Source organism: Alsobacter sp. KACC 23698, assembly GCF_045348435.1.
Taxonomy (GTDB): domain Bacteria; phylum Pseudomonadota; class Alphaproteobacteria; order Rhizobiales; family Beijerinckiaceae; genus Alsobacter.
Window position 1 is genome coordinate 2202804 of record NZ_CP157484.1, and the last position, 22118, is coordinate 2224921.

The window sequence follows — 22118 nt, forward strand, 5'->3', positions numbered from 1 at the left end:
TCCCGGGGGGAGCGGGCCCGCAGGCCCGCCTCCCGGCTGCTGCTTACTTCAGGGTGGTCAGCCAGAGCCTCGGCTTGTTGTCGGACGCCTGGACGATGGTCGCGACGGTGTTGCGGGCGGCCCAGGCCATGGGCTGCTGGTGCATCGGGATGAACAGGGTCTCGTCCTTGGCGATCTTGAGCGCCTCGGTCATCATCGGGATGCGCTTGGAGGCGTCGATCTCCACGCCGGCCTTGTCGGTGAGCGCGTCGATGCGCGGATCGCCCCAGTTGCCCCAGTTGAACACGCCGCCCGCGCCGTCCTTGCTGCGCATCACCTGGATCAGGATGGAGTAGGCGTCGATCATCGGCTCGTTGGCCCAGCCGAAGGAGATGACGTCGAACTCGCCCTTCACGCGCTTGGGCGTCTGCTGGCTGCGCGGCGCGATGCTGACGGTGGGGCGAAGCCCGGCGCGCGACCACATCGACGCCACCGCCTGGCAGAACTCCTCCTCGTTGACGAGGGAATCGTTGTTGCAGTTGAACAGGAAGGAGAAACCGTTCGGATAGCCCGCATCGGCCAGGAGCTTCTTGGCGGCCTTGAGGTCGAAGGGCGGCCGGGCGTCGAGCTCCTTGACGTAACCGGGGATGGCCGGCGCGACGAGCGAACCCGTGTTGCGGGACAGGCCGCGCATGGCGCGCTTCTGCACGGCGTCGATGTCGATCGAGCGGTAGAGCGCCTCGCGGACGCGCTTGTCCTTGAAGGGGTTCTTGTCGGCGACGTCGGACTCCACGAGCTTGTCGCGCAGGTTGAAGGCGAAGAACACCGTCCGCAGCTCGTTGGTCTGCAGCACCTTCACGTCGGGCGAGGCGGACAGGCGCTGCAGGTCCTGCAGCGGCGCGCCGTTGGTGAAGTCGACTTCGCCGGAGAGCAGCGCGGCCACGCGGGTGGCCGGCGACGTGATCGGGGTGAACTCGATCCGGTCGATGTTGTGGACCTTCTTGTCCCACCAGTCCGCATGGGCGACGAAGACCGTCTTGGCGTCGGGCCGGCGCGACTCGACCTTGAAGGGCCCGGTGCCGTTGGCGTTGTTGGTGGCGTAGCCCTCCACGCCCTTGCCGGCGTCGGTGGGCAGCAGGCTGTTGTTGGCGACCAGCCAGGGCTTGCTGAAGATGTAGATGTTGGTGAGGTCGTTCAGCAGCAGCGGATAGGGCGCGTTGACCTCGATCTCGACGGTGGAATCGTCGATCTTCTTCGCCGACTTGTAGGCGGGCAGGTTGCCCTTCAGCGGCGAGTTGGGGTGGGTGACGCGCTCCAGCGAGGCGATGACGTCGTCGGCCGTGAACGGCGCGCCGTCATGGAACTTCACGCCCTTGCGCAGCTCGAAGCGCCAGGTGGTCGGGGTGGGGTTGCTCCAGGCCGTCGCCAGCGCGGGCTCGATCTTGAGGTCTCCCGTGTAGCGGACGAGGCCCTCATAGACGTGGTTGAGCACGGAGAGCGTGAAGGTCTCGCCGAAGGAGTAGGGATCGAGCGAGCCGATCTCGCGCGGCGCGCCCCATTTCAGCGTCTTGGCGTCCGCCGCCAGGGGACCGGCCAGGGCCAAGGCCGAGACCGCGGCGAGGATGAGGCGTCTGGTGCTGCGCATGCGAAATCCCTCCGGCTGAAGCGTGAGCAACGGCGCTCTCCGACGGATTGTGTGCGATTTTGCTCCGCATTGCATGCAGTTTTTTGCGTCATGAGCAGCCTGTTTTTTCGGCTGTATCGCATGCAATGAAGCATGATATCTGTATGCGATCGAAATGAGACAGCCTGTGCGGGCCACCGGCGGCGCAGAGCGGGGTCGCGGCATGGCGGACGAGGCGAAGGGGAACGGGACGCGGGCGGGCGCGGTGTACCGCTCTCTGCGGCGGGCGATTATTGAGCAGGCCCTGCGTCCTGGCGCCAAGCTGCCGGAGGACGCGATCGGCGAGCGGCTGGGCGTCAGCCGGACGCTGGCGCGCGAGGCGCTGGTGCGCCTCGCCGGGGAGGGGCTGGTGGAGCTTCGTCCCAACAGGGGCGCCTTCGTGGCCTACCCGACCCTGGAGGAAGGTCGCGATGTCTTCATGGTCCGCAACGGGCTGGAGCGGCTGGTCATCCAGGCCCTGGTGGGCCGGCTCGCGCCCGACCAGGTGACGCGGCTGAAGGCCCATGTGGCGGCCGAGGAGAAGGCCGCAGCGAAGGGGAGCGAGCGTGAGTCCATCCGGCTCGCGGGCGAGTTCCACGCGCTGCTGGCCGAGATGACCGGCAATGGACTGCTGATCCGCTATGTGAACGAGACCGTCTCGCGCTGCTCGCTGATCCTGGCGCTCTATGGCCGGCCGCATTCGTCCGAATGCGCCGTCTCCGAGCATCGCGAGGTGATCCAGGCCCTCGTGGCCGGCGACGAGCGGCGCGCGCTGGACCTGATGGACCATCATCTCGGCGCGGTGATGAACCGGGCCTTGCTCGGACGGCCGGCCGAACCGGACCTGCGGGACGTCCTGGCCGCCTATCGGCGCGAGGAGGGGCTTTGAACGACAGCGTCGCGACGCACGAGGCGATCGGCTTCGACTTCTCGGCCCTGACCGGGCGAGAGCGCTACAAGCTGCTGATCGGGGCGGTGGTGCCGCGCCCCATCGCGCTCGTCACCACGGTGGACCGGGACGGCCGGGTCAACGCCGCTCCGTTCAGCTTCTTCAACTGCCTCTCGGCCGACCCGGCGATCCTGGCGCTCGGGGTGGAGTACCGCCCGGACGGCAGGCCCAAGGACACCGGCCGCAATGTCCGCGAGACCCAGCAATTCACCGTCAATATTGTGTCGCACGCCATGCTGGAGGGGATGAACGCCTGCGCGACGCCGTTCGAGCCGGAGGTGGACGAGCTGGCGGCGGCGGGCTTCACGTTGCGCCCCGGCGTGAAGGTCGGCTGCCCGGCCATCGCCGAATCCCCGGCCGCGTTCGAGTGCCGCCATCACGTCACGCTGTCGATCGGCTCCTCCCGCGACATCATCCTGGGCGAGGTGGTGCACGCCCACCTGCACCGCAGCGTCGTCGACGCGGGAAACCTGCACGTCGATCCCGTCGCGCTCGACGCCATCGGGCGCATGGGCGGCCATGGCTACTCCACGACGCGCGACCTCTTCGACCTGCCGACGCTCTCGGTGGCGCAGTGGCGCGCCCTGCAGGAGCGATCGCCGGCCTGACGGCCTCTGGCCGGGTCGGCGCGGCGGGGAGGTCACGGCTTCAGCCAGAGCCGCAGGACGAGGCCGACCGCCGCGACGGACAGGACGCCGCCGGCCCAGAGCGCCGCGAACCACGCCAGCCTCGCCAGCAGGGGACGCTCGGGCGCGGCGCTCAATGGTAGCCCTCAGCCCCGACCTTGCCGCGGAACACCCAGTATGCGTAGGCCGTGTAGGCCAGGATCATGGGGATCAGCACCGCCGCTCCGACCAGCATGAAGATCTGGCTGGAGCGCGGCGATGCCGCCTCCCAGATGGTGACGCGGCCCGGGACGATGTCGGGGAAGATGCTGATCCCCAGGCCGATGAAAGACAGCAGGAACAGCCCAAGCGCGATCAGGAACGGCGCGCGCTCGGCGCCGCGCGCGAGAGCCCGGAAGAAGAGCGCCGTCCCGGCGACCACCAGAAGCGGAACGAGGCCGGTGAAGAGGATGTTCGGAAAAGCGAACCAGCGCTGGGCGTAGGCCTTGTCGAGGAACGGCGTGGCCGCGCTCACCGCCGCGATGCAGGCGATGGTGGCGATGGCGAAGCGAAACGACATGCGCCGCGCATGATCGCGGGTCGATCCTTCGGTGCGCATCAGGAGCCACGTGCTGCCCAGCAGGGCGTAGCCGACGACGAGGCTGAACCCGGTGAGCAGGCTGAAGGGCGTCAGCCAGTCATACCAGCCGCCGCCATAGCCGCGGCCGCTGACTGCGATGCCCTGCAGCAGCGCCCCGAGCGCGACGCCCTGCGCGAACGTCGCCACCAGCGAGCCGCCCGCAAAGGCCACGTCCCAGAATGGCCGGTGCGCCGGATCTCGCCAGCGGAATTCGAAGGCGACCCCGCGGAAGATGAGGCCGAGCAGCATTGCGATCAGCGGCGCGTACAGGGCCGGCAGGATGATGGCGTAGGCGAGCGGGAAGGCGGCCATCAGGCCGCCGCCGCCCAGCACCAGCCATGTCTCGTTGCCGTCCCACACGGGCGCGACCGAGTTCATCGCGGTGTCGCGCTCCTCCCCGGCCTGCAGCGTGGGAAACAGCACCCCGATGCCGAGATCGAAGCCGTCCATGACCACATAGGCGAAGATCGCGAAGGCGATCAGCAGTGCCCAGACGGTGGCGAGATCGAACGACACGCTCATCGGTTCACTCCGCCGGCCTGAGGGGCGCGGAGGGCGCGCCGGCGCGGGCGCGGTCCGGATCGATCGCCGGCGCGGGCGTCACGCCCGCCGTCCGCAGGGGCTTGCCTCGGTCGAGGCCCGGCTCGCCCGGATGCGGGGCGTGGGCCATCAGCCGCAGGATATAGAGGACGCCCATCCCGAACACCGCGAAATAGATGAGCACGAAGGCGACCAGCGACGACGCCACCGCCGGCGCCTGCAGGGGCGAAACCGATTCCGCCGTGCGCAGCAGGCCATAGACGGTGAAGGGCTGCCGCCCGACCTCCGTCGTGATCCAGCCCGCCAGCACGGCGACGAAGCCCGCCGGCCCCATCGCAACCGCGAACCGGTGCAGCCAGGGCGACTCGTAAAGCGCGCCGCGCCAGCGCGCCACGAGGCTGAGCGCCCCCAGTCCCAGCATGGCGAAGCCGAGGCCTACCATCACCCGGAAGGACCAGAACACCACCGGCACCGGGGGCCAGTTCTCGCGCGGGATCGTGTCGAGCCCCGCCAGCGGCGCGTTCAGGTCGTGCTTCAGGATCAGGGAGGAGAGGCGGGGAATCTGCACCGCGTAGCGCACGACCCGCTCGGACTGGTCCGGCCAGCCGAACAGGATGAGGGGCGCGCCGTCCTGATGGCTCTCGAAATGACCCTCCATGGCCATCACCTTGGCGGGCTGGCGTTCCAGCGTGTTGATCCCGTGGGCGTCCCCCGCGGCGATCTGCAACGGCGCGACCAAGGCCAGCATCCACATCGCCATGGAGAACATGGTGCGCGCGCCCGCATTGCCCCGGTCGCGCAGCAGGTGCCAGGCGCCCGTGGCGCCGACGACCAGCGCTGTCGTCAGATAGGCGGCCAGGACCATGTGGACGAGCCGGAACGGGAAGGACGGGTTGAACACGATGGCCCACCAGTCCTCGGGCACGAACTGCCCGGCGGCGTTGACCGAGTGGCCCGCAGGCGTCTGCATCCACGAGTTCACGGCCAGAATCCAGAAGGCCGAGAACAACGTGCCCACCGCGACGGCGAGCGTCGCCAGGAAGTGAAGCGTCCTGCCGACCTTGTCGACCCCGAACAGCATCACCCCGAGAAAGCCTGCCTCCAGGAAGAAGGCCGACAGGACTTCATAGGCCATCATCGGGCCGAGCACCGGGCCGGTCTTGTCGGCGTAGACGGACCAGTTCGTGCCGAACTGGTAGGACATCACGATGCCCGAGACGACGCCCATCGCGAAGGCGATGGCGAAGATCTTCATCCAGTATTTGAACAGGTTCAGGAACACCTCGCGCCCGGTCCAGAGCCAAAGCGCCTCCAGCACGGCGAGGTAGCTCGCCAGCCCGATGGAGAAGGCCGGGAACACGATGTGAAAGGAGATCGTAAAGCCGAACTGCGCCCGGGCCAGGGTCAGCGCGTCGAGGCCGAAGATGCCCATGAGTGCTCCACCGCCGTTACGGACGCCGATTGTCATCCGAAATAGACGGCGAAGCGAGGGCGACCACCCCCGCGAGGCGCGTCACCGCGCCCCGGGGCGGGAGCGAGCGCCGGTTTTCGGCTCAGGCCAGCGGGCGCGCCCGGACGCCGGCGTCGCGGGCGGCCGAGCGCGGGGCCGGCCGCTGATCCTCATAACCGGCGAAGGCCGCCGGGGCGGGGTCGTAGGCCAGCGCCGGATCGACGGACAGGTCCATCAGCGACGGTGGGACGGCGACCTTCCGGGGCAGCAGGAAGCGCGGCTTGCGCCAGTTCGCAGAGGCGAGACGGGCCGCCCCGAGGCTAGGGCGGGGCAGTTGCTCGGCGATGTGCTCGCACACCAGGCTGGCGGCCAGGAAGCCGTCCCCGATGATCCGGACGCGCCGCCGCGCCAGCGCGAGGCCCGCGGCCGCCATCGCGAACGCCCCCAGCGTGAGCGGCAGGCCCAAGGACGACGCCGAGGCGTCCAGCGAACCGACCGACGCCACGGAGACCGCGCGAATCGAGCCGGTGACGATGGGATCCTCCTGGGCGGCCGCCGGCTGGGCCGGCGCCGGAGCCTGCGCGACGGACGGGGTCGTCGCAGCGGAGCCGGCGGGCGTCGCGCTCGCCACGGCCACGGGCGCGGCCGGCGCCGCCTCGGCGATATAGCGGTTCACGAGCTCCGCCATGGCGTTGTCGCGCGTGCGCTGCGACGCGCCGCCCAGGATCACCGCGACCAGGCTGCGGTCGTCGCGCCTGACGGAGGCGAGCAGATTGAACCCCGATGCGTTGGTGAAGCCGGTCTTGATGCCGTCCATGCCCTCCAGCCGGGTCATCAGGCGGTTGTGGCTCAGCACCTTGGTTCCGGCGTAGTCGAAGCTGCGGGTGGCGAAATAGGTGAACAGCGACGGGAACTGCTCGCGCACCTTCTGGCCCAGGATCGAAAGGTCGCGGGCCGTCGTGATCTGGGCCTTGTTGGGCAGGCCGGAGGCGTTCACGAAGGTGGTGTTGCGCATCCCCAGCGACGCGGCCTTCTCGGTCATCTTCCGGGCGAATTCCGCTTCCGTGCCGCCGATGTTCTCCGCCACCACGACAGCGACGTCGTTGGCCGACCGGGTGACGATCGCCTTGATGGCGTCCTCGACCGTGATGGTCTCGCCCTTCTTCACGCCCAGGCGCGACGGGGCCTGGTTCATCGCCGCCGCCGAGACCTGGAGGGGGGTGTCGAGCCGATACTCGCCCGACTGCAGCTTTTCGAAGAGGAGATAGAGCGTCATCACCTTGGTGAGGGACGCCGGATGGCGGGGCGCGTCGGCGTCGACGGCGTGCAGGATGCGCCCGGACTGGGGGTCCACGACGATCGCCGCATAGGGAGGCTGGTACGCGCCGGCCTTGTGGAGCGCCGACTTGCCCGGATGCATCCGGCGCTTGCCGGCTTCGGCCGGACCCGTCCCGGCGATCGCGACGACGCTCACGAGGGCTGCGACCCACAGACGCGTCACGCCCGCATTGGTCCGGGCTTTCGCCGCGAAGCACGCCATCCTGTCAGCTCCTGAACTCAAACGCTGGTCTTGCCGAAGAGGCGAGACCGACCAGAGCCCGAAACCGGTGAATCAGGCGTTAAAGACCGCGATTTTCCGGGCTGATCTGAGCGATTCGCTTGGATTTTGCGCGAAAGCTCCACCCGCCAGGCGGCCCCTTCGCGGTCAGCGGCCCCACGTCCATGTCAAAAGTCATGTGTGCGTTTTCCGTCGCCATGCATCGGGGTGACGAAAGGCACGAGCATTCGCGCCAATATTGGGCCTTTTGGTCATCTAGACGATTCGGCGTTTGAATTCGCCGACTTGGCGGCTGATGCGCTGCTGCCTTGTCTGTTCTTCCCGGCGCAAATAGCTCACTTTCACTGCGCAGCCACGCGCACCGTGGGAACCTATGCTTGAGCTGAGCGTTGCCGCTGACCTGCTGTCTGTCTTGGCGTGACGGCCCTTGGCGCCGCCGGCCAACACCAAAAGAAGAACCCGGAGGATTTCGATGAAGTCGAGGGCAAACACGTCCGTCGGGGCAGGCCGCAATGGGGCGAAGTCGTCGCGCGCGGCGACCGCCGCCGTCCTCTCTTCGGACGTCCAGGACGCCGCCACGCCGCTGCCCCTGGACCAGCCTTCGCAACTGGACCTCGGCGCCTTGCTGGCCGCCTTGCAGGCCATGCGGGTCGGCGACTTCTCGGTGCGCCTGCCGGGCGACCAGACCGGCATCGCCGGCAAGATCGCCGACACCTTCAACGAGATCGTGGCCGCCAACGAGCGCATGGCCGACCAGTTGGAGCAGGTGGGCCAGACCGTCGGCCGCGACGGCAAGATCCGCACGCGCGTGAAATTCGGCATCCAGACCGGCGCCTGGGCCGACATGGAGGGCTCGGTCAACACGCTGATCGACGATCTCCTGTGGCCCACCACGGCCGTGACCCGGACCATCTCGGCGGTGGCCAAGGGCGACCTGCTCCAGCCGATGCCGCTGGACGTGGACGGCCGCCCGCTTAAGGGCGAGTTCCTGCGCTCCGCCACCATCGCCAATGCGATGATCGAGCAGCTCAGCGTGTTCACCTCCGAGGTGACGCGCGTGGCCCGCGAGGTCGGCACCGACGGCAAGCTCGGCGGCCAGGCGCAGGTGAAGGAAGTCACCGGCGTGTGGCGAGACCTCACCGAGTCGGTGAACTCGATGGCGTCGAACCTCACCGCACAGGTGCGCAACATCGCCGAGGTGACCATCGCGGTCGCCAACGGCGACCTGTCGAAGAAGATCACCGTCGACGTGCGCGGCGAGATCCTGCAGCTGAAGGAAGCCATCAACACGATGGTGGACCAGCTGCGCTCCTTCGCGTCCGAGGTGACCCGCGTCGCCAAGGAGGTGGGAACGGAAGGAAAGCTCGGCGGCCAGGCCATCGTGCCGGGCGTCGCCGGCACCTGGAAGGATCTCACCGACTCGGTGAACGCGATGTGCGGCAACCTCACCGCGCAGGTGCGCAACATCGCCCAGGTGACGACCGCGGTGGCCCGCGGCGACCTCTCGCGCAAGATCACCGTGGATGTGAGCGGCGAGATCCTGGAGCTGAAGCAGACCATCAACACGATGGTGGACCAGCTCAACGCCTTCGCCGGCGAGGTGACGCGCGTGGCGCGCGAGGTGGGCACCGAGGGCCGCCTCGGCGGCCAGGCGCAGGTGCCCGGCGTCGCCGGAACCTGGAAGGACCTCACCGACAACGTCAACTCGATGGCGTCCAACCTCACCGCGCAGGTGCGCAACATCGCCGAGGTGTCGACCGCCATCGCCAGCGGCGACCTCTCCAAGAAGATCACCGTCAATGTCAGCGGCGAGATCCTGGAGCTGAAGGAGACCATCAACACGATGGTGGACCAGCTCAACGCCTTCGCGTCGGAGGTGACGCGCGTGGCGCGCGAGGTCGGCACCGAGGGCCGGCTCGGCGGCCAGGCCAACGTGCTCGGCGTGGCCGGCACCTGGAAGGACCTCACCGACTCGGTGAACTCCATGGCCGGAAACCTCACCGCGCAGGTGCGCAACATCGCGGAGGTCTCGACCGCCATCGCCAATGGCGACCTGTCCAAGAAGATCACCGTCGACGTGAAGGGCGAGATTCTTCAGCTGAAGGAGACCATCAACACGACCGTCGACCAGCTGAACGCCTTCGCGTCGGAAGTGACGCGCGTGGCGCGCGAGGTCGGCACGGAGGGCAAGCTCGGCGGCCAGGCGCAGCTGAAGGGCGTGGCGGGCACCTGGAAGGACCTCACCGACTCGGTGAACTCCATGGCGTCGAACCTCACCGGCCAGGTCCGCAACATCGCCGAGGTGGCGACCGCGGTGGCCCAGGGCGACCTCTCCAAGAAGATCACCGTGAACGTCAGCGGCGAAATCCTGCAGCTCAAGGAGACCATCAACACGATGGTGGACCAGCTGCGCTCCTTCGCCGGCGAGGTGACGCGCGTGGCGCGCGAGGTGGGAACCGAGGGCCGGCTCGGCGGCCAGGCCGTGGTGCCGGGCGTCGCCGGCACCTGGAAGGACCTCACCGACTCGGTGAACTCCATGGCCGGCAACCTGACGGCCCAGGTGCGCAACATCGCCGAGGTGTCGACCGCCATCGCCAATGGCGACCTCAGCCGCAAGATCACCGTGGACGTGCGCGGCGAGATCCTTCAGCTGAAGGAGACGCTGAACACGATGGTGGACCAGCTCAACCGCTTCGCCTCGGAGGTGACCCGCGTGGCGCGCGAGGTGGGCACCGAAGGCAAGCTCGGCGGCCAGGCGCAGGTGCCCGGCGTCGCCGGCACGTGGAAGGACCTCACCGAGAACGTCAACTCGATGGCGTCGAACCTGACCGGCCAGGTGCGCAACATCGCCGAGGTGACCACCGCGGTGGCCCGCGGCGACCTCAGCCGCAAGATCACCGTGGACGTGAAGGGCGAGATCCTGGAGCTGAAGAACACCATCAACACCATGGTGGACCAGCTCAACGCCTTCGCCGGCGAGGTGACGCGCGTCGCCCGCGAAGTCGGCACCGAGGGCAAGCTCGGCGGCCAGGCGCAGGTGCCCGGCGTCGCCGGCACCTGGAAGGACCTCACCGACAACGTCAATTCCATGGCCGGCAACCTGACGGCCCAGGTCCGCAACATCGCCGAGGTGGCGACCGCCATCGCCAATGGCGACCTCAGCCGCAAGATCACCGTCGACGTCCGCGGCGAGATCCTGCAGCTGAAGGAGACCATCAACACGATGGTGGACCAGCTGCGCTCCTTCGCCGGCGAGGTCACGCGCGTGGCGCGCGAGGTCGGCACCGAAGGCCGGCTCGGCGGCCAGGCCGTCGTGCCCGGCGTCGCCGGCACGTGGAAGGACCTCACCGACAACGTCAACCTGCTGGCCGCCAACCTGACGACCCAGGTGCGCAACATCGCCGAGGTGACCACGGCGGTCGCCCGAGGCGACCTCTCGCGCAAGATCACCGTCGACGTGAAGGGCGAGATCCTGGAGCTGAAGAACACCATCAACACCATGGTCGACCAGCTCAACGCCTTCGCCGGCGAGGTGACGCGCGTGGCGCGCGAGGTGGGCACCGAAGGCAAGCTCGGCGGCCAGGCGCAGGTGCCGGGCGTCGCCGGCACGTGGAAGGACCTCACCGACACGGTGAACGTCATGGCCGCCAACCTCACCGAGCAGGTGCGCGGCATCGTCAAGGTGGTCACCGCGGTGGCGGACGGCGACCTCAAGCAGAACCTCACGGTGGCGTCGAAGGGCGAGGTCGCGGCTCTCGCCGAGACGATCAACAACATGACGGACACGCTGGCGACCTTCGCCGACCAGGTGACCAGCGTGGCCCGCGAGGTGGGCGTGGAAGGCCGCCTCGGCGGCCAGGCGCATGTGCCCGGCGCGGCCGGCACCTGGAAGGACCTGACCGGCAACGTCAACCTGCTGGCGGCCAACCTCACCACCCAGGTGCGCGCCATCGCCGAGGTGGCGACGGCCGTCACCAAGGGCGACCTGACGCGGTCGATCCAGGTCGACGCCCGCGGCGAGGTGGCCGAGCTGAAGGACAACATCAACACGATGATCGGCAATCTGCGCCTCACGACGGAGCAGAACACCGAGCAGGATTGGCTCAAGACCAACCTGGCCCGCTTCACCAACATGTTGCAGGGCCAGCGCGACCTCGCCGCCGTGGGCCGCACGCTCCTGTCGGAGCTGGCCCCCCTCGTGGAGGCGCAGCATGGCGTCATCTACCAGGTCGGCAACGACGAGCTGGAGCTGCTCCACGCCTATGCGGACGACGGCGTCTCGGGCCATCCCAAGCGCCTGAGGATGGGCGAGGGCCTGATCGGCCAATGCGCCCGCGACGGGCGCCGGCTGCTGATCACCGAGATGCCGGCCAATGTCGTCCCGATCTCGTCGGGCGTGTTCAAGGCGATGCCGAAGAACGCCATCGTGCTGCCGGTGCTGTTCGAGGGCCAGGTCAAGGCGGTGATCGAGCTCGCGTCGCTCAAGCACTTCACCGACCTGCAGATGTCCTTCCTGGAGCAGCTGACGACCGGCACCGGCATCGTGCTGAACAGCATCGAGGCCACCATGCAGACGGAGGGGCTGCTGAAGCAGTCCCAGCAGCTGGCCGCCGAGCTTCAGACCCAGCAGAAGGAGCTGCAGCAGACCAACGAGCAGCTCGAGCAGAAGGCCCAGCAGCTGGCCGAGCGAAACGTCGAGGTCGAGGCCAAGAACCAGGAGATCGAGCAGGCCCGCCGCGCGCTGGAGGAGAAGGCCGCCGAGCTGGCGCTCACCTCCAAGTACAAGTCCGAGTTCCTGGCCAACATGTCGCACGAGCTCAGGACGCCGCTGAACAGCATCCTGATCCTCGGCCAGCAGCTCACCGAGAACGCCGAGGGCAACCTCAGCGCCAAGCAGGTGGAGTTCGCGCGCACCATCCACGGCGCGGGCACCGACCTCCTCAACCTGATCAGCGACATCCTCGACCTGTCCAAGATCGAGTCCGGCACGGTGTCGGTGGAGGCCGAGGAGATCGTCTTCGCCAACCTCCTGGACATGATGTCCCGACCCTTCCGGCACGAGGCGGAGACCCGCAAGCTGGGCTTCGAGGTGGAGGTCGCGCCCAACCTGGAGCGCAGCTTCATCACCGATTCCAAGCGCCTCCAGCAGGTGCTGAAGAACCTTTTGTCCAACGCCTTCAAGTTCACCGAGCGCGGCGGCGTCAAGCTGACCGTCAGCCCGGCCAAGACAGGCTGGAACCCGGATCACCCGATGCTGCGCAACGCGCCTTCGGTGGTGGCCTTCGAAGTCTCCGACACGGGCATCGGCATCCCGCCGGAGAAGCAGAAGATCATCTTCGAGGCGTTCCAGCAGGCCGACGCCGGCACGAGCCGCAAATATGGCGGCACCGGGCTGGGGCTCGCCATCAGCCGCGAGCTCGCCAACCTGCTCGGCGGCGAGATCCAGCTGCGCAGCACGCCGGGCGTGGGCAGCACCTTCACGCTCTACCTGCCGCTGACCTATGTGGGCGCGGGCGCGGCCGCGCCGAGCCTTCGCCCGGCCGGAGGCGATCCCTTCGTCGGCGCGGCGTCGGGCTTCATGCGCGCGCCGGAGAAGGCCGCCGACCGGCTGGAGGACGACCGCGCGCAGGTGGGGCCGGGCGAGCTCTCGCTGCTGGTGGTGGAGGACGACCCGCATTACGCGCGGGTCATGACGGACCTGGCGCGCGACAATGGCTTCAAGGTCATCGTCGCCACCCGCGGGTCCGAGGCGCTGGCGCTGGCCAGGCAGTACCGGCCAACCGCCGTGTCGCTCGACGTCTTCCTCCCCGACATGCTGGGCTGGAACGTGCTGAGCCAGCTGAAGCAGGACCCGCTGACGCGCCACATTCCGGTGCAGATCGTCACGCTCGACGACGACAAGCAGCACGGGCTCGCCCGCGGCGCCTTCGGCTTCATGAACAAGCCGACCACGATCGAGGGGCTGGAGGCGGCGCTGACCCGCCTGAAGGGCTTCGCCGAGCCGCGCCGCAAGCGGCTGCTCGTGATCGAGGACAACGCCGCCGAGCAGATCGGCCTGGCCGAACTGCTCGGCCATGACGACATCGACATCGTCACGGCCGAGACGGGCGGGCAGGCGCTGGAGATCCTGCGCCGAGAGCCGCCCGATTGCGTGGTGCTGGACCTGAAGCTCCCCGACATCTCCGGCTTCGAGGTGCTGGAGAAGATCCGCGACGACCAGGCGCTCTGCGACATCCCGGTGGTGGTGTTCACCGGGCGCGAGCTGTCGCCCGAGGAGGACGCCACCCTCCACACGATGGCGCGCAGCGTCGTCGTGAAGGGCGTGGAGTCGCCCGAGCGGCTCCTCGACGAGACCGCGCTCTTCCTCCACCGGGTCGTGTATGACCTGCCGCCCGCCAAGCAGCGCATGCTGGAGCGCCTGCACAGCTCGGACGAGGACCTGGTCGGACGCACGGTCCTGCTCGTCGACGACGACGCACGCAACATCTTCGCCCTCAGCAGCGTTCTGGAGCGCCGGGGCATGCGCGTGCTGACGGCGACCACAGGGAGCGAAGCCATCGCCGTCATCGAGCAGACGCCGGAACTCGCCATCGTGTTGATGGACATCATGATGCCCGGAATGGACGGCTACGAGACCATGCAGGTCATCCGCGCCGACCCGGCCCACCGGCGCCTGCCCATCATCGCGCTCACCGCCAAGGCCATGAAGGGCGACCGCGAGAAATGCCTCGACGCGGGTGCGTCTGACTATCTCGCCAAGCCCGTCAATACCGAGCAGCTTCTCTCGGCGCTGCGCATGTGGTTGCACCGTTGAGCAGGAAACCCGCCGTGCAGGGTTGGGGCGGCCGCGAGCCGCCTGAACCGACATCGCTCGTTCCCCAGGCCTTCCAGCCTGATCCGCCCGCGGCGGCGTCGGCTGGCGCGGGCCTCCAGGGGGGCGCGCTCGCGCCGGGCGTCTTCCCGGACAAGGTGAACATTCTCCTGGTCGACGACCAGCCGTCCAAGATCCTCAGCCACGAGGTGATCCTGGCCGAGCTGGGCGAGAACCTGATCACCGCCACCTCGCCCCGGGAGGTGTTCGAGCACCTGCTGCGCAGCGAGGTCGCCGTGGTGCTCATGGACGTCCAGATGCCGGAGCTGGACGGCTTCGAGCTGGCAGCGATGATCCGCGAGCATCCGCGCTATGAGAAGATCGCGATCATCTTCGTGTCGGCCATCCACCTGACCGATCTCGACCGGCTGCGCGGCTACGCCGCCGGCGCGGTCGACTATGTGCCGGTCCCGGTCGTCCCCGAGGTGCTGCGCGCCAAGGTGCGGGTCTTCGTCGACCTCTACCGCAAGACCCGCCAGCTCGAGCGCATGAACGAGGAGCTGGAGCGCCGCGTGGCCGAGCGCACCGCCGAGCTCGAGGCCTCCACCCGTCGCCTGACCGAGAGCGAGCAGCGCCGCAGCCTGGCCATGGCGGCCGGCTCCATGGGATCCTGGGACTGGAACGTCGCCACCGGCGACTACGCCTGGGACGCCGGCCAGTACCGGATCTATGGGGTCGACCCGGCCCAGTTCCGCCCGACGCGCGAGACCGTGGCCGCGCTGGTGCACCCCGACGACCGCGCGGCGGTGCGCCGGGCCACCGGCGACGCGCTGCGCAGCGGCCGGACCTCGCGGGCGGAGTTTCGCATCGTCCGCCCGGACCGGCAGGTGCGCTGGTGCATCACCAGCGGCGCGACGACCTTCGACGCCGACGGCCGCCCCGTCCGGATGAGCGGCGTCACCTACGACATCACGGAGCGCAAGCTCGCCGAAGAGGCCCTCGAACGGCTGAACGAGGAGCTGGAGCGGCGCATTGAAGAGCGCACGCGCGAGCGGGAGATGGCCCTGGCGCAGCTCTTCGAGGCGCAGAAGATGGACACGATCGGCCAGCTCACCGGCGGCGTCGCCCACGACTTCAACAACCTGCTCATGGCGGTGCTGGGCAGCCTGGAGCTGCTCCGCAAACGCGTCGTCGACGAGCGCTCCCTGCGGCTCCTGGACAACGCCAGCGAGGGCGCCAAGCGCGGCGCGGCGCTCACCAAGCGCCTGCTCGCCTTCGCCCGCCGCCAGGAGCTGAAGCCGGAGGTGGTGGACGTCGCGGCGCTGGTGTGCGGGATCGAAGACCTCCTGCGCCGCGCCCTGGGTCCCTCGGTGCGGCTGACGACCGACTTCCCGGACGGCCTGCCGGCGATCCAGGCGGACGTGAACCAGCTGGAGCTCGCGCTGCTCAACCTCGCCGTGAACGCGCGCGACGCCATGCCGGACGGGGGGCTTCTCTCCATCTCCGCAACGGTCGTGGACGCGGCGCGAACCGGATTCGATCGCCTCAGGCCCGGCGAATATCTGTGCATCGCCGTCGCCGACACCGGCTCGGGCATGGACGCCGCGACGCTGGCCAAGGCGGCAGAGCCGTTCTTCACCACCAAGGGTCCGGGCAAGGGGACCGGTCTCGGGCTCTCGATGGTGCATGGCATGGCCGGCCAGTCGGGCGGCGCGCTTCACCTCGTCAGTGAGCCCGGGGAGGGGACCACCGTCCGGATCTACCTGCCCCTGGCCGCGCCCGAGCTGGCGGTGGCCGAACCGGCCCCTGCGCCCGGGCCGTCCTTCCGGCCGGACCTGCCGCGCCTGACCATCCTGGTCGTCGACGACGACGAACTCGTCCGCACCGGCGCGGTGGCGATGCTGGAGGACATGGGCCATCACGTCGTCGAGGCCGCCTCGGGCGGCCAGGCGCTCTCCGCCCTGGAGGCGCGGGGCGGCGCCGTCGACCTGGTCGTGACCGATCACGCCATGCCGGGAATGACCGGCGCGGAGCTGGTGCGCGTCCTCGGCGAGCGCTATCCGGGACTGCCCACGATCCTGGCCAGCGGCTACGCCGAGACGCCGGTCGGGGCGGGTGCGATCGCCGATGTCAGGCTGGCGAAACCCTTCACCCAGGATGAAATCGCCAGCGCCATGGAACGCGCCATCGCGGCGGGTTCGCGCCTCGCCCAGGGCTGACCGCCCCGCCGCCCGCTCGCTCATGCACGGAATGGGATAATCGACCGGAACATATCAGTTCCTGCCACAGCGGCTTGGCTTAGGCTGCGCGACCTCTCCCCACCGGGTCTCGCCATGTCGACCACGCCGCGCGCCTTCATCCTCGGACATCCGGTCGCGCAGTCGCGCTCGCCCATGATCCATGGCTATTGGCTGAAGACGCTGGGCATCCAGGGCGCCTACGACTTCAAGGACGTGCCGCCGGAGGGCCTCGGCGCCTTCTTCGCCGGCCTGCGCCAGGAGGGCTATGTGGGCGGCAACGTCACGGCTCCGCACAAGACGGCCGTGATCCCCTATCTGGCCGGCATCGACGAGGCCGCCTCCGCGATCGGCGCCGTCAGCGTGATCTGGACCGAGGACGGCCGCTATGTGGGCGGCAACGCCGACGCCTACGGCTTCCTGACGAACCTCGACGACGTTCACCCCGGCTGGGACAAGGGCGGCGGTCGCGTAGCGCTCGTCCTGGGCGCCGGCGGCGCGTCCCGGGCCGCCGTCTACGCGCTGCTCCAGCGCGGCTTCGACGTCCACATCGCCAACCGGACGCTGGCGCGGGCCAAGGACCTGGCGCGCGACTTCGGCCCGCAGGCGCACGCCCACGCCTGGGACGAGGCGACGGCGCTTCTGCCGCAGGTCGATCTGCTGGTGAACGCCACGTCGCTCGGGATGGCCGGCAAGGCCCCGCTCGACTTCGACATCTCCGGGCTGAAACGCGACGCCATCGTGTACGACGTCATCTCCGTCCCGCTCGAGACGGACCTCGTGAAGCGGGCCCGCGAGCGCGGGCACAGGACGGCCACGGGGCTCGGCTTTCTGCTCCAGCAGGCCGGCGTCGGCTTCGCGCGCTGGTTCGGCGTCACCCCGCAGGTGACGCCCGACCTGCGCCGGCTGGTGGAGGCCGACATCATCGCCAAGACGCCGCCCGCCGGCTGACCGCGGGCGACGCCGATCGAACAAGGGCCGGCAAGGCCCGGACCACCTGGGAGGACAACATGAAGCCGATCATCGCCTGGACCTTGCTGGGACTCCTGACGCCCGCCGCGGCGCTGGCGCAGTCGACCGTCGTCATCCCGGACGTCGTCGAGCTGTCCGGCCCCGGGGCCGTGTCGGGCACGAACTGGCGCGACGGCGTCGTCCTGGCGATCGACGAGATCAACGCCAAGGGCGGCATCCTGGGCCGCAAGATCGAGACCAGCCATATCGACACCCAGAGCAACCCCGGCGTCTCGCGCGCGCAGATCCAGAAGGTGCTGGACCAGCAGCCCTATGTGGTGCTCGGCCCGATCTATTCCGGGTCCGTCAAGGTCAACATGCTGCTGACGCAGGCGGCCGGCGTGCCGCAGATCGTCGGCGCCGAGGCGGCCGAGATCACCCAGATGGGCAACCCCTTCGTGTTTCGCACCGCCTTCGGGCAGCAGATCAGCATCCCCAAGCTCGCCAACTACATCCGCGACGGTCTCAAGGCCAAGCAGGTGGCGGTGATCTGGGTCAACAACGACTTCGGCAAGGGCGGCCGCGACGCCTTCCTGCGCGAGATGGGATCGCGCGGCGTCAAGGTGGTGGCCGACATCTCGACCGAGCAGGGCCAGGTGGACTTCGCCGCGGACGTCGCCAAGCTCAAGCAGGCGACCGTCGACGCCGTGTTCGTCTACACCAACGAGGAGGAGAGCGCCCGCTTCCTGCTCGAGGCGCGCCGCCAGAACGTCAAGGCGCCGCTCATCGGCGAGACGACCCTGCTCAGCCAGAAGGTGATCGAACTCGGCGGCGCCGCCGCCAACGGCGTGCGCGGCCATGTGGGCCTGTCGACGGACGCTCCGGTGCCGGCGGTCCGCGAGTTCTCCGAGAAATTCAAGAAGCGCTTCAACTACATCGCCGATCACAACGGCATCAAGGGCTACACGGCCGTCTACGCCATCAAGTACGTCACCGAGAAGATCGGGAAATTCGACAGCGCGCTCTTCGCCAAGACCCTGCACGGCCTGACGATCACGCCCGAGCAGGAGCCGGGCATCCTGATGGAGACGACCTGGGACGGGGCCGGCGACATCGACCGGATCAGCTTCCTGGCCGAAGTGGAGGACGGCAAGCAGAAGATCGTCGAGATCCTGCCCAAGCTCGGCAAATAGCGCGGCGGACCGGGACTGGGACCGCTCAGCTCATGTCGATCGTCGACGAACCGAAGATCGACTGCCATGTCCACGTCCTGGACCCGGCCCGGTTTCCCTATCGTCCAGACACGGCCTACCGGCCCTCCGGGCAGGAGATCGCCCCGCTCGAGCAACTCCTGCCCGTGATGGAGACCTACGGCGTCACCCACGCCCTGCTGGTGGGGCCGAATTCCGGCTATGGCGAGGACAATTCCTGCATGCTCGACGCCCTGCGGCGAGGGCGGGGGCGCTTCAAGGGCGTCGCGGTCGTGCCCAACGACGCGTCGGCGGGCGATCTCCTGCGCCTGAAGGAGGCCGGCGTCGTCGGCGTGGCCTGGAACGCCACCGTGAACGGCGTCGACTTCTATCGCAGCGCGGACGCGCTCGTGCGGCGGCTGACCGAGCTCGATCTCTTCCTTCAGTTGCAGGTCGAGGGCGACCAGCTCGACGCCTTCATGCCGCTCATCGACAGCGCGCGCCCGCGATTGCTGGTGGATCACTGCGGCCGGCCGCTGCAGGCGGCTGGACTGGGCCAGTCCGGCTTCCAGACGCTCCTGCGGCTCGGCCGCGAGGGCAGGGCGGCGGTCAAGCTCTCCGGCTACGCCAAGCTCTCCGACCAGCCCTGGCCGCACCGCGACGCCTGGCCCTTCGCCGAGGCGCTGGTCGAGGCCTTCACCCTCGACGCCTGCCTGTGGGCGTCCGACTGGCCCTTTCTGAAAGCGCCGTCCCGGGTCGACTACGGCCCGCTCCTTGTGCTAGCCGAACGCCTCGTGCCGGACGCAGCGCTACGCCGCCGATGGCTGGTCGACACGCCGCGGCGCCTGTTCGGGTTTCAGGATCTCACCGGCTGAGGTCGACCGGCGGGGCCCGGATTGGGCGCCGCCCGGACAGGTTTCATGGATCAGCCCCTGGACGCCCGCGCGCGTCGCGCCGCCCCCGCCGGCCCCGAGCAGGCGTCCACCCGCCTCGTCTTCTTCGTGGCGGGATTCGCCACGGCCGCATGGGCGCCCCTGGCGCCCTTCGCCAAGATGCGCGCCGGCGTCGACGAGGGCGTGCTCGGCCTGCTCCTCCTGTGCCTCGGCCTCGGCTCGATCGTGGCCATGCCGCTGGCCGGCGCGATGTGCCAGCGCTGGGGGTGCAGGGCGGTGATCGCCGGCGCGGCGACGCTGGGCTGCCTTGCGCTGCCCTGTCTCGCCTATGCGTCGAACCTGGCCGCGCTCGCCGGCCTGCTGTTCGCGTTCGGGGCCGGCGTGGGGTCGATGGACGTCTCCATGAACATCCAGGCCATCATGGTGGAGCGGGCCAGCCGCAGGGCGATGATGTCGGGCTTCCATGGCCTGTTCAGCCTGGGCGGCATCGCTGGCGCGGGGGGCGTCACGGCGCTGCTGGGCGGCGGAGCCGGCCCGCTGGCCGCCGCGACGGCCATTTCGGCCTGCAGCCTTGCGATCGTCGCGGTCGCGTTCCGCCATCTGCTGCCCTATGGCGGCGAAGGCGGCGGACCGGCTTTCGCCTGGCCGCGAGGCGTCGTGCTGGCGCTGGGCGGCCTGTGCTTCATGATCTTCCTCACCGAGGGCGCGATGCTGGACTGGAGCGCGATCGCGCTCAGCGCCGTCCATGGCGTCGAACCGGCGCTCGCCGGTCTCGGCTATGTCGCCTTCGCGATCGCCATGACGCTGGGCCGTCTGACCGGCGACCGGATCGTGCAGGCCTTTGGCGGGCCCGCCGTGATCGCCGTCGGGGGCGTCTGCGCCGCCATGGGCCTCGCACTGGGGGCGCTCGCGCCCACATGGGGCGGCGCTTTGCTCGGCTACGCGCTGGTGGGCGCGGGCTGCTCCAACATCGTCCCGGTGCTGTTCACGAGCGCGGGCCGCCAGACCGCCATGCCGGAGAGCGTCGCCGTGCCGGCGATCACCACACTGGGCTATGCGGGCATCCTCGCCGGGCCGGCGGCGATCGGCCTCGTCGCCCATTGGGCGTCCCTGCAGGCCTCGTTCCTGATCCTGGCGGCCCTGCTGCTCGGCGTCGCCGCCAGCGCGCTGGCGCTGCGCGTGGGCGCGTCGCCCCGTTAGCCCGCGGCCGCGGCCTTCGTCCGGCGGGCGAGCTCGCCGAAATGGCCGCGGGCCTGGAGCAGCGTCAGCAGCGCGAGCCCCGGCAGCCCCGCCGCGACCGTGATCAGGAAGAACACCGGCCAGCCCGTCCGCGCCGCCAGGAAGCCGCCGCCTGACGCCAGGAACGTCCGGCCCACCGCGGTCAGCGCGGTCAGGAGCGCGTATTGGGTGGCGGTGTGGGCGCGCGCGCCGCACAGGGCCGACAGATAGGCGACGAACACCACCGTGCCGATCGCGCCGGTGAAGTTCTCCACCACGATGGTCCCGGTGAGGAAGGGCACGTTGACGCCGATCATGGCCTGCGCGGTGAAAGCCAGGTTGGAGGCCATCTGCAGGACGCCGCCGATCCACAGGCAGGTGACGAGCGGCAGCGCCCGCGCCAGCATACCCCCGGCGAAGCCGCCCGCCAGGGCCGCCGCGAGGCCCACGCCCTTGACGATGCCCGCATAGGTCAGCTTGTCGAAGCCGATATCGATGATGAAGGGCGCCGTCAGCACGCCCGCGAACGCGTCGCAGAACTTGTAGAGCAGCACGAAGAGCAGCACGGTCCAGGCCTGCGGGCGCGACAGGAATTCCGTGAAGGCGCCCACCGCCGTCGAAACCACCCGGCCGAGCGGGTCCTTGCCCCCGCGGGCGACCTCGCCCTCCGGCTCCCGGGCCATCAGGGTCGCCAGGACGCCGACCCCCATGCAGGCCGCGCCGAAGACATAGCCCCAGGTCCAGACGCTCTCCCGGGGGACGCGCAGCGCCTCCATCCAGGACACGAAGGCGATGACGCCCGCGCCGGACGCCAGCATGCCGATGCGGTAGGCGGCGACGTAGCCGGCCATGCCGGCCGCCTGTTCGGAGGGGTCGAGGCGCTCGACCCTGAAGGCGTCGACCACGATGTCCTGCGTCGCCGACAGGAAGGCCACCAGCAACGCCCCGGCGGCGACCATCCAGGGGGCGCTCGCCGGATTCTGCACGCCCAGGAACAGGATCGCGGCGACGAGCGCCAGCTGCGTGGCCATCAGCCAGCCGCGGCGGCGGCCGAGCAGCCGCGACAGGAGCGGCGCGTCGAGCGCGTCCACCACCGGGGCCCACAGGAATTTCAGCGTGTAGGGCAGCCCGACCAGGGAGAACAGGCCGATCGTCGAGAGATTGACGCCGGCCTCCGTCATCCAGACCGACAGCGTGGTCCCGGTGAGCGCCAGCGGCAGCCCGGAGGAGAAACCCAGCAGCACCACGACGAGCACGCGCGGCCGAAGATAGACCCTCAGCGCGTCCGCGAAGGAGAGCCGGGCCGGGGAGGGGGATCGCAGGGTGTCGTCGCTCATGTCGATTCGCTCGGCCGTCCCAGCACGCGTGATACACGCAAGGAGCGCAGAACTGCAAAGGGCGGCGCTGAAGGACAACCCCGCCATGCCGGGAGCG

The 22118-nt window shown here is 69.4% G+C and carries 14 protein-coding genes; 8 read left to right on the forward strand and 6 right to left on the reverse strand.

The annotated features are described in order from the left end of the window. Nucleotides 1-43: 43 nt before the first annotated feature. Nucleotides 44-1624, reverse strand: coding sequence for an ABC transporter substrate-binding protein (locus tag ABEG18_RS10280; RefSeq protein WP_406857968.1), 1581 nt, complete (start codon nt 1622-1624; stop codon nt 44-46). A gap of 202 nt (nt 1625-1826) precedes the next feature. On the opposite strand from ABEG18_RS10280, the gene ABEG18_RS10285 reads away from it, so the two are divergent. Both ABEG18_RS10285 and ABEG18_RS10290 read left to right on the forward strand, forming a co-directional pair. Then, nucleotides 1827-2531 (forward strand): GntR family transcriptional regulator, encoded by a 705-nt coding sequence (locus tag ABEG18_RS10285; RefSeq protein ID WP_406858581.1) that lies wholly within the window; start codon nt 1827-1829, stop codon nt 2529-2531. After that, nucleotides 2528-3199, forward strand: coding sequence for a flavin reductase family protein (locus ABEG18_RS10290; protein ID WP_406857969.1), 672 nt, complete (start codon nt 2528-2530; stop codon nt 3197-3199). Before ABEG18_RS10285 ends, ABEG18_RS10290 begins: the two co-directional genes overlap by 4 nt. A gap of 32 nt (nt 3200-3231) precedes the next feature. On the opposite strand, the gene ABEG18_RS10295 is transcribed toward ABEG18_RS10290, so the two are convergent. The 4 genes from ABEG18_RS10295 to ABEG18_RS10310 form a co-directional block, all read right to left on the reverse strand. Beyond that, entirely contained in the window at nt 3232-3354 is a 123-nt protein-coding gene (locus ABEG18_RS10295; RefSeq protein ID WP_406857970.1) for a DUF2474 domain-containing protein, read from the reverse strand. After that, nucleotides 3351-4358, reverse strand: coding sequence for a cytochrome d ubiquinol oxidase subunit II (cydB, locus tag ABEG18_RS10300; RefSeq protein ID WP_406857971.1), 1008 nt, complete (start codon nt 4356-4358; stop codon nt 3351-3353). Before cydB ends, ABEG18_RS10295 begins: the two co-directional genes overlap by 4 nt. 4 nt (nt 4359-4362) lie before the next feature. After that, nucleotides 4363-5808 carry a cytochrome ubiquinol oxidase subunit I gene (locus ABEG18_RS10305; protein ID WP_406857972.1) on the reverse strand — a complete coding sequence of 482 codons (1446 nt, stop codon included), beginning with the start codon at nt 5806-5808 and terminating at the stop codon, nt 4363-4365. A gap of 121 nt (nt 5809-5929) precedes the next feature. Beyond that, nucleotides 5930-7366, reverse strand: coding sequence for a D-alanyl-D-alanine carboxypeptidase family protein (locus tag ABEG18_RS10310; protein ID WP_406857973.1), 1437 nt, complete (start codon nt 7364-7366; stop codon nt 5930-5932). A gap of 601 nt (nt 7367-7967) precedes the next feature. Here ABEG18_RS10310 and ABEG18_RS10315 point away from each other — a divergent pair. From ABEG18_RS10315 to ABEG18_RS10340, 6 genes are all read left to right on the forward strand, one after another. After that, nucleotides 7968-14198: a HAMP domain-containing protein gene (locus tag ABEG18_RS10315; protein WP_406858582.1), complete on the forward strand. Its 6231-nt coding sequence runs from the start codon at nt 7968-7970 to the stop codon at nt 14196-14198. A gap of 155 nt (nt 14199-14353) precedes the next feature. Then, nucleotides 14354-16414 carry a response regulator gene (locus tag ABEG18_RS10320; protein ID WP_406858583.1) on the forward strand — a complete coding sequence of 687 codons (2061 nt, stop codon included), beginning with the start codon at nt 14354-14356 and terminating at the stop codon, nt 16412-16414. A gap of 114 nt (nt 16415-16528) precedes the next feature. After that, nucleotides 16529-17383 (forward strand): shikimate dehydrogenase, encoded by an 855-nt coding sequence (locus ABEG18_RS10325; RefSeq protein WP_406857974.1) that lies wholly within the window; start codon nt 16529-16531, stop codon nt 17381-17383. Nucleotides 17384-17442: 59 nt separating this feature from the next. Next, nucleotides 17443-18576, forward strand: a complete 1134-nt coding sequence (locus ABEG18_RS10330) for an ABC transporter substrate-binding protein (RefSeq protein WP_406857975.1) — start codon at nt 17443-17445, stop codon at nt 18574-18576. Between the two features lie 32 nt (nt 18577-18608). Next, the gene (locus ABEG18_RS10335; RefSeq protein ID WP_406857976.1) at nt 18609-19448 is read left to right on the forward strand and encodes an amidohydrolase family protein; all 840 of its coding nucleotides are present in this window, start codon (nt 18609-18611) and stop codon (nt 19446-19448) included. A 45-nt stretch (nt 19449-19493) separates the two neighbouring features. Next, on the forward strand, nt 19494-20666 hold the full coding sequence (locus ABEG18_RS10340; protein ID WP_406857977.1) for an MFS transporter: 1173 nt from the start codon (nt 19494-19496) through the stop codon (nt 20664-20666). Here ABEG18_RS10340 and ABEG18_RS10345 read toward each other — a convergent pair. Next, the gene (locus tag ABEG18_RS10345) at nt 20663-22021 is read right to left on the reverse strand and encodes an AmpG family muropeptide MFS transporter (RefSeq protein ID WP_406857978.1); all 1359 of its coding nucleotides are present in this window, start codon (nt 22019-22021) and stop codon (nt 20663-20665) included. The two genes, ABEG18_RS10340 and ABEG18_RS10345, sit on opposite strands and share 4 nt — an antisense overlap. Nucleotides 22022-22118: the final 97 nt, after the last annotated feature.